We start from the raw sequence: 12,123 nt of genomic DNA on the forward strand, positions 1-12,123 counted from the left end.
CGTCTGCTGGGGGTGAACTGCTAGTCCGACGAACTACTCGCCGCGGACCTTCTTGATGATCTCGTCGGCGACGTTCTGCGGAACCTCGGCGTACGAGTCGAACTCCATCGAGTACGACGCCTGGCCGGAGGTCTTGGACCTCAGGTCGCCAACGTACCCGAACATCTCTGACAGCGGTACCAGCGCCTCGACCACCCGGTCACCCGAGCGCTCGAACATCGTGGACACCTGTCCGCGGCGCGAGTTGATGTCGCCGATGACGTCACCCAGGAAGCTCTCCGGGGTGGTCACCTCCACGGCGAACATCGGCTCGAGCAGCACGGGCTTGGCCATGCGAGCGGCCTCCTTGAAGGCCTGCCCGCCGGCGAGCTTGAACGCCAGCTCGGAGGAGTCGACGTCGTGGTAGGCGCCGTCCTCGAGCGTGAACTTCACGTCGACCATCGGGTAGCCGGCGAGCACGCCGAACTCCATGGCGCCCTGGCCACCCTGGTCGACCGACGGGATGTACTCGCGCGGGATACGACCACCGGACACGTTGTTGATGAACTCGTAGCCGGCGCCGAGGCCGGTCTCCGGGTCCACGTTCGGGCCGAGGCTGATGACCACCTTCGCGAACTGGCCGGAACCACCGGTCTGCTTCTTGTGCGTGTAGGAGTGGTTCTTGACCTCCTTGCGGATGGTCTCGCGGTAGGCCACCTGCGGCTTGCCGACGGTCGCCTCGACGCGGAACTCGCGACGCATCCGGTCCACGAGGATCTCCAGGTGGAGCTCGCCCATGCCGGCGATGATCGTCTGGCCGGTCTCCATGTCGGACTTCACCGTGAAGGTGGGGTCCTCGTCGGAGAGCCGCTGGATCGCGACGCCGAGCTTCTCCTGGTCGCCCTTGGTCTTGGGCTCGATCGCGACCTCGATCACCGGGGCCGGGAACGTCATCGACTCGAGGACGACCGGGTTCTGCGGGTCGCTCAGCGTGTGACCGGTCTTGGTGTCCTTCAGACCCATCACGGCCACGATCTGGCCGGCGCCGACCGACGCGATCTCCTCACGCTTGTTCGCGTGCATCTGGTAGACCTTGCCGATCCGCTCCTTGCGGCCGTTGACCGAGTTCAGCACGGTCGAGCCGGCGACGAGCTTGCCGGAGTACACCCGGACGTAGATCAGCTTGCCGAGGTGCGGGTCGGTGGCGACCTTGTACGCGAGGCCGGAGAACGGCTCGTCGTCGCTGGGCTGACGGACGATCACCTTCTCCTCGTCCTTGGCGTCGTGGCCCTGGATGCCGTCGATGTCGAGCGGCGACGGCAGGTACTTCACGACCGCGTCGAGCAGGGGCTGCACGCCCTTGTTCTTGAACGCGGTGCCGCAGAGGACGGGGTTGATCTTGTCGGCCAGCGTGGCGCGACGGATCGCGGCCTCGAGCTCCTCGACGGAGAGCTCCTCGCCCTCGAGGTACTTCTCCATGACGGCGTCGTCGGCCTCGGCGAGCGTCTCGAGGAACTTCTCGCGCCACTCGGCGGCCTGGTCGGCCAGCGCGGCGGGGATCTCCTCGATGTCGTAGTCCTCGCCCATCTTGGTCTCGCCGCGCCAGGTGAGCGCGCGCATGCCGACCAGGTCGACGACCCCGAGGAAGTCGCCCTCGGCGCCGATCGGGATCTGCAGGACCAGCGGGGTGGAGTTGAGGCGGTCGATCATCATGTCGACGCAGCGGAAGAAGTCCGCACCGGTGCGGTCGAGCTTGTTGACGAAGCACATCCGCGGGACGGAGTACTTGTTCGCCTGGCGCCAGACGGTCATCGTCTGGGGCTCGACGCCCGCGACACCGTCGAACACCGCGACCGCACCGTCGAGGACGCGGAGCGAACGCTCCACCTCCGCGGTGAAGTCCACGTGCCCGGGGGTGTCGATGATGTTGATCTGGTGGTTCTTCCACCAGCAGGTCGTCGCGGCGGACGTGATGGTGATGCCGCGCTCCTGCTCCTGCTCCATCCAGTCCATGACGGCCGCGCCCTCGTGGACCTCGCCGATCTTGTAGGAGATGCCGGTGTAGAAGAGGATCCGCTCGGTCGTGGTGGTCTTGCCGGCGTCGATGTGCGCCATGATGCCGATGTTGCGGACCTTGGTCAGGTCGGTGGTGATGTCGACGGCCACTTGTCAGTGATCCCCTTCTAGCTAGGTGGTGCTGCGAACACGCTGGAGCCGGTACGGCGTGCAGGGCTGCCGGGTGAGGCGGCCGACTGCGCGTCGTACCGGACGGGTGTCACCAGCGGTAGTGGGCGAACGCCTTGTTGGCTTCGGCCATCTTGTGGACGTCCTCGCGACGCTTGACAGCGGCGCCGAGTCCGTTGGAGGCGTCGAGGATCTCGTTCATCAGACGCTCGGCCATGGTCTTCTCGCGACGCGCGGCGGAGTAGCTGACCAGCCAGCGCAGGGCGAGGGTCATCGAGCGGTTGCCCTTGACCTCGACCGGCACCTGGTAGGTGGCGCCACCGACGCGGCGGCTGCGGACCTCGAGGGCCGGCTTCACGTTGTCCAGCGCACGCTTGAGCGTGACGACGGGGTCGGTGCCGGTCTTCTCGCGGCAGCCCTCGAGCGCGCCGTACACGATGCGCTGGGCGGTCTGCTTCTTGCCGTCCTTGAGCACCTTGCTGACCAGCTGGGTGACGACCTGCGAACCGTAGACCGGGTCGACGTCGAGCGGCCGCTTCGGGGCGGGGCCCTTACGAGGCATTAGCTCTTCTCCTTCTTCGCGCCGTACCGGCTGCGAGCCTGCTTGCGGTTCTTCACGCCCTGGGTGTCGAGCGTGCCGCGGATGATCTTGTACCGGACACCGGGAAGGTCCTTCACACGACCGCCACGCACGAGCACGATCGAGTGCTCCTGGAGGTTGTGGCCGACGCCCGGGATGTACGCCGTGACCTCGATGCCGCTGGACAGGCGCACACGGGCGACCTTGCGCAGAGCGGAGTTCGGCTTCTTCGGGGTGGTCGTGTAGACACGCGTGCACACGCCGCGTCGCTGGGGCGAACCCTTCAGAGCGGGCGTCTTGGACTTCGACACCTTGTCCTGGCGGCCCTTACGGACCAACTGCTGGATGGTGGGCACCGCGTGGTTCTCTTTCCTCTTCGGTGATGCTGTCTTGTGTGTCCGGATCGGTTTCCGGCCTGCTGCGCTGCTCCCGCGCTACTCCCCCGACTGCCTACCCCGCGGTCGGGCGTGTCGCCCGGTGCGGGCCTCCGCGGTGCAGCTGGGCGGAGGAGCATTCGTGAAGTTCGCTGCGAGTGCAGCTACGCGGCCCCGTCACGATCACGGTCACGAGCACGCGCAGGGCCTGGGTGTCCCAGACACGAAGAAAAAGATTACCGGCTCGCCGGAACGCGGTCAAAACGAGCAGACCGCGGATGCGGTAGGGGTGCGTCCTCGGGCTCCGTGCCTGAGGCCTCCAGCCTAGCCGGGGGCCCCAACGCGAGCCGCACCGAGGGTCCCGCTGGGGGCGGCCAACAGCTCGGCGAGGTGCAGCGCGCGCACGCCGGCGAGGTCGTCGAGCTGGGTGCGGCAGGAGAAGCCGTCGGCGAGCACCACCGCGTCCTGGCCCGCGGCGCGGACCGCCGGCAGCAGGTCGTGCTCGGCCACCGCGACCGATACCTCGTAGTGGCCCTGCTCGACGCCGAAGTTGCCGGCCAGCCCGCAGCAGCCGCCGACGCGGGTGACGGTGGCGCCGGTCCGGGCCAGCAGGGCGGCGTCCGCGTCCCAGCCGATGACGCTGGCGTGGTGGCAGTGCGGCTGCACCACGACCGTCGTGCCGGTCAGGTCCGGGGGCACCCAGCCGGGCAGCGTGGCGAGCACCTCGGCGAGCGAGCGCACCCCGGCGGCGACCTCGGCGGCCCGCGGGTCGGCCGTCAGCTCGACGGCGTCCGAGCGCAGCGTGGCCAGGCAGGACGGCTCGAGCCCCACGACCGGGATCCCGGCCGCGACGTAGGGGTGCAGCACGTCGATCGTGTGCCCGATGATCCGTCGCGCCGCGGTGAGCTGTCCGGTGCTCACCCAGGTCAGCCCGCAGCAGGCCGGCTCGGTGACCACGCCGACCCGCAGGCCGGCCGCCTCCAGCACCTCGACGGCCGCCCGTCCGCTGGCCGAGGCGAACCCGTCGGTGAACGAGTCCGCCCAGAGCACCACGTCGTGGTCCGGGCCCGGCGAGGCGGCGTACGAGGTCCGGCGGGCCCAGCGGCGCAGCGGCTCGGTGGCGAACGCCGGGACCGAGCGGCGCTGGTCGATGCCGGCGGCCGCCTTGGCGAGCCGCTGCACGGCGCCGATCCGCATCACCCGGTTCGCGAGCGGTGCGACCGGCTGGGCCAGCCGGGCCCAGCGGGGCAGCTGGCCCAGGGCGTAGTGGCTGCGCGGGCGGATCCGCCGGCGGTAGCGCTGGTGCAGCGCCTCCGCCTTGTACGTCGCCATGTCGATGCCCGTGGGGCAGTCCGAGGAGCAGCCCTTGCAGGACAGGCAGAGGTCGAGGGCCTCGTGCACCTCGTCGGACTTCCACCCGTCGGTGACCAGCGAGCCGTTGATCATCTCCTGGAGCACCCGCGAGCGGCCGCGCGTGGAGTCCTTCTCGTCCCGGGTCGCGAGGTAGGACGGGCACATCACCCCGCCGGCGCCGGTGTTGTCCGCGACGCACTTGCCGACGCCGGTGCAGCGGTGCACGGCGTCCACGACGGACCCGCCGTCGTGGGCGAGCCGCAGGGTCCGGCGGGGCTCGCGCAGCCGGGCGGCGAGCCGCAGGTCGGCGTCGACCGGCCGCGGGTCGACCAGCACGCCGGGGTTCAGCAGGTTGCCCGGGTCGAAGAGGTGCTTGACCGCCCCGAAGAGGTCGATCACCTCCGGCGAGTACATCCGGGACAGCAGCTCGGAGCGGGCCCGCCCGTCGCCGTGCTCCCCGGACAGGCTGCCGCCGTGCGCGGCGGTCAGGTCGGCGGCCGCCTCGACGAACGACCGGAAGCCCCGCGGACCTCCGCGCTCGGTGAGCGGGAAGTCGATCCGGACGTGCACGCAGCCGTCCCCGAAGTGCCCGTAGGGCACGCCGTCCAGGCCGGAGTCGCGCAGCAGCGCGTCGAACCCGCGCAGGTAGTCGCCGAGCCGCTCCGGCGGCACCGCGGCGTCCTCCCAGCCGGAGTGCGCCGGACGGTCCAGGCTGCGGGCGGCCAGCCCGGCGCCGTCCTCCCGGATCCGCCACAGCGCGGCCATCTCCCGCACGTCGCTGACCAGGCGAACGTCGACCGCGCCGGCGTCCGCGGCCACAGCGGAGGCGGCGGCGTGCGCCTCCTCGGCGGTGGAGCCGGTCACCTCGGCGAACAGCCAGCCGGCGCCGCGCGGCAGGTCGGGCACGCTGCCGGTGCCGGTCCGCACCACGTCGACGATCCGGGAGTCCAGGCCCTCGCAGGCGACCAGGGGGTGGTGCAGCAGCGCCGGGACGGCGTCGGCGGCCTCGAACATCGAGGGGTAGCCGAGCACGGCCAGCGCCCGGAAGGGCTCGTCGAGGACCAGCCGGACCGTGGCGCCGGCGACGACGCCGAGGGTGCCCTCGGTGCCGACCAGGAACCGGGACAGGTCGCGGCCCTTCTCGGGCAGCAGGTGCTCCAGGCTGTAGCCCGACACCTGGCGGGTGAACCGCCCGAAGTCGGTGCGGATCGTCGCCAGGTGGTCGGCGACCAGGGCGTCGAGCCGGTCGTGCAGCGCGGTGCGGCCGTCCGCGGGGGTGATCCGTCCGCCGTCGGCGGTGAGCACGTCGAGCCCGACCACGTTGTCGACGGTCCGGCCGTAGCCCAGGGCCCGCGAGCCGCAGGCGTTGTTGCCGATCATCCCGCCGACCGTGCAGCGGGTGTGGGTCGAGGGGTCCGGCCCGAAGCGCAGGCCGTGCGCGGTGGCGGCCCGCTGCAGCGTCGCGTGCACGGCGCCCGGCTCGACGACGGCGGTCCGGGCCTCCGGGTCGATCGAGAGCACCCGGTTGAGGTGCCGGGTGGTGTCCACCACGATGCCGGTGCCCACGGCGTTCCCGGCGATCGACGTACCGGCGCCGCGCATGGTCAGCGGGGTGCCGCTGTCCCGGGCGACGGCGACGGTGGCGGCGAGCTCGTCGACCGAGCGCGGCCGCACCACGACCTGCGGGACGACGCGGTAGAGCGAGGCGTCGGTGGAGTACAGCGCGCGGGCCAGCGTCGAGTCGTCGGCGTCGTGGACGCCCTCCCGGGCCAGTGCCGCGACCAGGTCGCCGCTCACCACAGCTCGATCGAGCGGCGCAGGATGCCGGCGAGGTCGTCCGCGGAGGCCTCGCGGGGCGCGGTGGCGAGCAGCCGCTGCTGCTGCAGCGTGCCGGTGACCAGGTCGTCGACGTCGGCCTCGGCGTACCCCACCGCCCCGATGCCGTTGGGGATGTCGATGTCGCGCATCAGGTCGGCGAGCACCCCGGGCAGGAAGTCGCGCAGGTCGTCGGGGCGCTCGGCCCCGGGCGCGAGGAGCTCGGCGGCCCGCACGTGCCGCTCCGGTGCGGCCTCGAAGGTGAACCGGAACGCCTCGGGAGCGGTCAGCGAGACGGCCATGCCGTGCGGCACCATCGGCTCGTCGTCGGGGTAGCCGGCCGGGTGGAAGTCCCGGACCCGGCCCGCGATCGGGTAGGCGTTGGCGTGCGGGATGTGCACCCCGGCGTTGCCGAAGCCCATCCCGGCGAACGTCGCGGCCAGCGCCATCTGCTCGCGGGCGTGCTCGTCGTCGCCGTGGTGCACCGAGGTCCGGAACGACCCGGCGAGCAGGCTCATCGCCTTCTCCGACCACATGTCCGCGATCGGGTTCGCGCCGCAGTAGGGCACCCGCTGCTCAGGGGTCTTGCGCGCGTAGGAGTCGAAGGGCCGGGCGGTCCAGCTCTCCAGCGCGTGGCAGAGGATGTCCATGCCCGAGGCGGCGGTCACCCCGGCCGGCTGGGACAGCGTGAGCCGGGGGTCCACCACCGCCAGGGTCGGGCGCAGCAGCGGGTGGCTGATGCCGCTCTTCACCTGCTGCTCGAGCACGTCGAGGACGCAGACCGTGGTGCTCTCGCTGCCGGTGCCGGTCGTGGTCGGCACGGCGACCAGCGGGGCGAGCCGGTTCACCGGCGCCCGGCCCCGGCCGACCGGGGCGTTCACGTAGTCGAGCAGGTCACCGGGGTTGGTGCACAGCAGGTTGACGGCCTTGGCCGTGTCGATCGCCGACCCGCCGCCCACCGCGACGAACGCGTCCCAGGGACCGCCGTCCCGGGCGAACTCGACCGCCTCCACCATGCTCTCGTCGGTGGGCTCGACGTGCGCCCGGTCGAAGAGCACCGCCTCGATGCCGGCGGCGTTCACCTGGTCGGTGATCCGCTGCGGGTGCCCGGTCGCCGCGACGCCGGGGTCGGTGATCACCAGCACCCGCCGGACGCCGTACGTCGAGAGGTCGAAGCCGATCTCGTCGGAGGAGCCGGAGCCGAACTTCAGCTGGGGGGCGCCATAGGTGAACACGGTCTCGGAGCTGCCGGACTGGACCATGGCGCAAGGCTAGTCGGGGCGTTCCACCTCGGTGAGGGCGTATCGCGCTGCGGAGAGCAGGTCGAGGCCCAGGGCCTCCTCCCGCGGCACCCAGGCGGCCCGGTCGGTGGACCCGTCGACCTCGACGACGTATGGCTCGACGCCCACCGACCGCCGCAGCACGCGGGCGCCGAAGATCAGGTGCACGCCGTGGTAGTCCTCGACGAGCCCGTCGGAGCGGGCGCCGACGAAGTGCGTGGAGTGCACGTCCAGCACCCGGGTGGGCTCGACGTGCAGGCCGGTCTCCTCGAGCACCTCGCGGCGCAGCGCGTCCCGCGGGTCCTCGCCGTGGTCGATGCCCCCGCCCGGCAGCGTCCACCGGCCCTCGATGCGGGTGCGCGACGACATCCGGGTGAGCAGCACCTCCTCGCCGCTGCCCGACCCGCGCACCAGCACGGCGTACGCCGCGATCCGCTGACGCTGCGGGGGAAGGCCGTCGGGAGAGGTGGGATCGGACATGCCCGCGAGTCTAGGAGGCGGGCGGTCCCAGCCGTCGGCCGACCGTTTCGGCGAGCCCCGACCGGGGGACACTGGAGGCAGACCCGGTCCCCGACCCCGCGAGAGCCGATGAGCACGTTGCACGCCCCCGCCGCACCGCCCGAGGCCCGACGGGCCCGCGGGTCCTCGCGCGACCCGTTCTTCGACAACGCCAAGATGCTGCTGGTCACGCTGGTCGTGGTCGGGCACTCCTGGACCCTGCTGCCGGACGTCTCGACCTCCTCGCCGGTCTACGTGTTCCTGTACTCCTTCCACGTGCCGGCCTTCGTGCTGGTCACCGGCTACCTGTCGCGCAGCTTCACCTTCACCCGGCGCAACCTGCACAAGCTGGCCACGACGGTGGTCGTGCCGTACCTCGTCTTCGAGACGCTGCTGGCACTGTTCCGCACGGTCGTGGGCCACGAGAACTTCGGCGTCCTCTACGTCAGCCCGCACTGGCCGTTGTGGTACCTCACCGTGCTGTTCCTGTGGCGGCTGGCCACTCCCCTGCTCACCCGGCTGCGGCCGCCGGTCGCGATGGCCGTCGCCGTGGCGGTCTGCCTGGTCGGCGGGCTGAACACCGTCCCGGCCCTCGACCTCCCCCGCACCTTCGGGCTGCTGCCGTTCTTCGTGGCCGGCCTGGTGATGACCCGCGCGCAGTTCGACTGGCTGGCCCGCCCGCGGGTGCGGGTGGTCGCCGCGGTGCTGATGGCGGTGGCCTTCGCGGTGGCCACGGTCGCCGCCGGGCACTTCAGCAAGGAGTGGCTCTACTGGCGCACCGGCTACCCCGATCTCGAGGTGTCGTTCTGGGTCGGCGCCGCGGTCCGGCTGGGCCTGCTGGTGGTGGCCGGCACCCTGGCGCTGTCCGCGCTGTCCCTGATGCCCCGCTCGCAGCGCTGGTTCACCTCCCTGGGCTCCGCGAGCCTGGTGGTCTACCTCTGCCACGGCTTCGTCGTCAAGGGCGCGGAGTACGCCGGGGTGGGCGCCCTGTCCGAGAAGGACCCGGTGACCGCGTTCCTGGCGGTCACGGCCGCCGCCGTGGGCGTGAGCCTGCTGCTCGCCGCCACCCCGGTCAGCCGGCGGCTCAACGTCCTGGTCGACCCGATCACCACGCTGACCGCCGACACCCCGGGCGTGCTGGAGCCGGAGCACCACCGCACCGAGACCCTCGACCGGCTGGCGCTCACGCACCGCGACCCGACCCGGCTGAGCTAGCCGGCCCGGAGCACGTCGAGCGGCCGCCAGGACGGCGGCACCGCGCTGCGCGGCACCGACTCCTCGGCCCGGGCGGCGTCCACCGGCGGTGCGCCGCCCCCGAGGTGGGCCGGGTGCCAGGGTGCGGGCTCCCCCGGCCGTGGCTGGTGCACCGGGCGGGACTGCAGGTCGTCGAGCAGGGCCTGCACGGTCGCCCCGAGCAGCTCGGTCCCCCGGCGCAGGTCGGTCGCGGGGTCGACGTACAGGGGCGGCCCGACGAGCAGCGAGACCGGCCGACCGCGCCGCAGGTCGACCGGACGGTGGGCGGTGAGGATCCGCTGCGGTCCCCAGATCGCCATCGGCACGATCGGGACGCCGAGCTCACGGGCCAGCGCCACCGGCCCGGGCATCAGCGAGCGGACGGTGAACGAGGTGCTGACCCCGGCCTCCGGGAAGATCCCGACCGCCTCGCCCCGCCGGAGCAGCGTCCGGGACCGGAGGTACGCCGCGGCCGGCGCGGCCCGGTCCACCGGCACGTGCCGCATGCGGCGCAGGAACGGTCCGGCGACGGGGTGGGCGAACAGGTCGTGCCGGGCCAGGAAGCGTACGTCGCGGCGGCTGCCGCGCGCCGCGAGGCCGACCAGCATGAAGTCCAGGAAGCTGACGTGGTTGCTGGCGAGCACCACCGGCCCGGTGCGCGGGACGTGCTCGTCCCCCTCGACGTCGATGCGCAGGTCGAGCGCCCGGAAGACGCCCCGGGCCACGCCGATGACCGTCCGGTAGGTCCACTGTCCACGTCGCACGCCTGATGTTCGCAGCCGACTGCCGGTCGGCTCGGTCGGGCGCGCGCGTCAGCGGCGGCCGCTGTCGTAGTAGCGCGCGCCGCCGGTGCGCACGAACCGCCAGTCGTAGCTGCCGTCGGGATGCAGCACCAGCCGCAGCCAGCCGAACGTCCGGCTCTCCCGGGTGAGCGAGTTCTGCGCCGTCGACTCCCAGGGGTAGAACCCGATGCCGCCGGTGCCCACGACGAACTGCTGGGTGCCGGTCGCGGCGTCCAGGGTCCCGCCGGCGTCCTGCGGCGCGAAGCGTTCGTAGCCGTGCTGGTGGCCGGACAGGAGCAGCGGCACGTCGTAGCTGTCCAGCACCTGGATCCACGGACGCAGCGCCGTGTCCGCCGTGTGCTCCTGGGTCGACGAGGTCCAGTAGGGCTCGTGCCAGATCACCAGGGGGTGGTCACCGGCGGCCTTCCCCCGGGCCAGCGCCCCGGCCAACCAGCGGGTCACCCGGGCGGCCCGGGCCGGGGAGTAGCGCCACAGGCCGGAGGAGACCGAGTAGACCCGCCACGTGCCGAGGTCGACCTCGTAGCTGGAGCCGGGCCCGAGCCGCCGCCCGGTGGCCCGGTCCGCGAGCGACTTCCCGGAGGTCTGCCCCGGGCAGGTGCCGGCCAGGTGCCGGGCGTAGGCGCTGGTGTCGCCGAGGGCCGCCCAGTCGTGCGTCGGGCCCGCGGTCGCGATCATCTTGGGCATCAGCGCACCCCAGCCCGCGGCGTCGAAGGACCGCACCAGCGTGGAGCAGGTGCCGTGCTCGTACTGGAAGTCGCCGAGGAACGCCACCGCCCGGGGTGCGGCCCGGCGGATCGAGGCGGCCACCCGACCGGTGTTCGAGCTGGTCGTGGACGACGGCGGGCTGGCGTCGCCCACGGCAGCCAGCACGATGTCGCCCGTGGTGCCGCGCGGGGACGACCGGGACGGGTCCGGTGTGGTGTCCCTCGCGGCGGGCGGCGGGGTGATCGGCGTCGGGGAGACCGCCCGGGGCCCGACCGGGTCCTTCGCCCTGCGCCAGGCGACCGCCCAGTCGACGTACAGGTGCCCGCGGGTCGAGTCCGCCGGGATGCTGCCGTCGGTCGACGTCTCGGTCTGCAGCACCCAGTGCATCGGCTCGCGCGGGACCCACTTGCGGCTCCTGCCGATCCGCTTGCCGTCCAGGAAGAAGTCCACTTGGCCCGGCCGCCACTCGGTCACGGCCGTGTGCCAGCGCTGGTAGCGACCGGGGGCGTTGAAGCCGGCCTGCCCGCCCGCGGGTCGCGCGAAGTGGTTGAAGGCCGTGAAGGAGGTGCCGTCCAGGTTTCCCTCGGGCCAGTCGATCTCGCCGCCCTCGGGCCACTTCTTGGAGTCCGGCCACAGCAGCCAGGCCGTCTTGTAGCCGTGCATCCGACGGTCGGCCCGGAACCGGACGGCGTAGCGGCCGTAGGAGCCCACCTCCGACAGGGGCAGGGCGGCGGCGACCAGGTGCTGGCCCCCGGAGCTGTGCAGGTAGTAGTCGAGGAGCCCGCCGTGCACCGAGAGCACCTGGCTGGGTGCGTAGGTCCCCAGCTTGGTGGTGTCCTTCCAGCCGTCCGGGTAGACCCGCCAGCTCGCGCCGTAGACGGTGCCGGGGAACGCGCCACGGGCCACCGGCTGGCGGAAGTCCTCGGCGAACACCCGGCGCCAGCCCTTCTTGTAGAGCGGCATCCGCTGCCCGCTGGGCGCGTAGTTGGGCTGCGCCGCGGTCGCCGCCCGCACGGAGGCGGACACCCCCCCGGACCGGCTCCGGGGGCGCGGCCACCGGCACGCTGCCGCAACCGGCGCTGACCACGACTCCGAGGACGGCGAGCAGCAGGGCGGGCAGTTTCATGGTGACCTCCTGCCGCGCAGCCTAAGGACTCCGGGGGTCCCGGCGGGAGGGCGGCGGACCGAAATGACCCGCATGGAGCAGGGACGAAACCCACCTTCCGCCGGAACCGGTAATCCGGGGCTGCAGCGGCAAGACGCCGGGAACGCCGAAGGCCGGCTCCCCGTGGGGAGCCGGCCTCCGGCCGTGCTGTGCG

General features: G+C 72.5%; 9 protein-coding genes. 1 reads left to right on the plus strand and 8 read right to left on the minus strand.

What is annotated here, in order from left to right:
- Positions 1-33 precede the first annotated feature (33 nt).
- From fusA to KRR39_RS15930, 6 genes are all read right to left on the minus strand, one after another.
- Complete coding sequence (gene fusA / locus KRR39_RS15905) at positions 34-2,145, minus strand: elongation factor G (protein ID WP_254185183.1); 2,112 nt, start codon at positions 2,143-2,145, stop codon at positions 34-36.
- A gap of 109 nt (positions 2,146-2,254) precedes the next feature.
- Positions 2,255-2,725 (minus strand): 30S ribosomal protein S7, encoded by a 471-nt coding sequence (rpsG, locus tag KRR39_RS15910; RefSeq protein WP_216938425.1) that lies wholly within the window; start codon positions 2,723-2,725, stop codon positions 2,255-2,257.
- The gene (gene rpsL, locus KRR39_RS15915; protein ID WP_216938427.1) at positions 2,725-3,099 is read right to left on the minus strand and encodes a 30S ribosomal protein S12; all 375 of its coding nucleotides are present in this window, start codon (positions 3,097-3,099) and stop codon (positions 2,725-2,727) included. The genes rpsG and rpsL overlap by 1 nt, the downstream gene beginning before the upstream one ends.
- 342 nt (positions 3,100-3,441) lie before the next feature.
- Entirely contained in the window at positions 3,442-6,267 is a 2,826-nt protein-coding gene (locus KRR39_RS15920) for an FAD-binding and (Fe-S)-binding domain-containing protein (RefSeq protein ID WP_254185184.1), read from the minus strand.
- The gene (locus KRR39_RS15925) at positions 6,264-7,547 is read right to left on the minus strand and encodes a hydroxyacid-oxoacid transhydrogenase (RefSeq protein ID WP_216938431.1); all 1,284 of its coding nucleotides are present in this window, start codon (positions 7,545-7,547) and stop codon (positions 6,264-6,266) included. The genes KRR39_RS15920 and KRR39_RS15925 overlap by 4 nt, the downstream gene beginning before the upstream one ends.
- Positions 7,548-7,556: 9 nt before the next feature.
- On the minus strand, positions 7,557-8,045 hold the full coding sequence (locus KRR39_RS15930) for an NUDIX hydrolase (protein ID WP_216938433.1): 489 nt from the start codon (positions 8,043-8,045) through the stop codon (positions 7,557-7,559).
- Between the two features lie 108 nt (positions 8,046-8,153).
- Here KRR39_RS15930 and KRR39_RS15935 point away from each other — a divergent pair, with 108 nt between their 5' ends.
- A complete protein-coding gene (locus tag KRR39_RS15935) occupies positions 8,154-9,278 on the plus strand; it encodes an acyltransferase family protein (protein ID WP_216938435.1) in 1,125 nt (374 codons plus the stop codon).
- Here the strand turns inward: KRR39_RS15935 and KRR39_RS15940 are convergent.
- A complete protein-coding gene (locus KRR39_RS15940; RefSeq protein WP_216938436.1) occupies positions 9,275-10,060 on the minus strand; it encodes a lysophospholipid acyltransferase family protein in 786 nt (261 codons plus the stop codon). The two genes, KRR39_RS15935 and KRR39_RS15940, sit on opposite strands and share 4 nt — an antisense overlap.
- A 48-nt stretch (positions 10,061-10,108) precedes the next feature.
- Positions 10,109-11,830, minus strand: coding sequence for a family 16 glycosylhydrolase (locus KRR39_RS15945; protein WP_216938438.1), 1,722 nt, complete (start codon positions 11,828-11,830; stop codon positions 10,109-10,111).
- Positions 11,831-12,123 lie beyond the last annotated feature (293 nt).

This window comes from Nocardioides panacis, from assembly GCF_019039255.1.
GTDB classification, from domain to species: Bacteria; Actinomycetota; Actinomycetes; order Propionibacteriales; family Nocardioidaceae; genus Nocardioides_B; species Nocardioides_B panacis.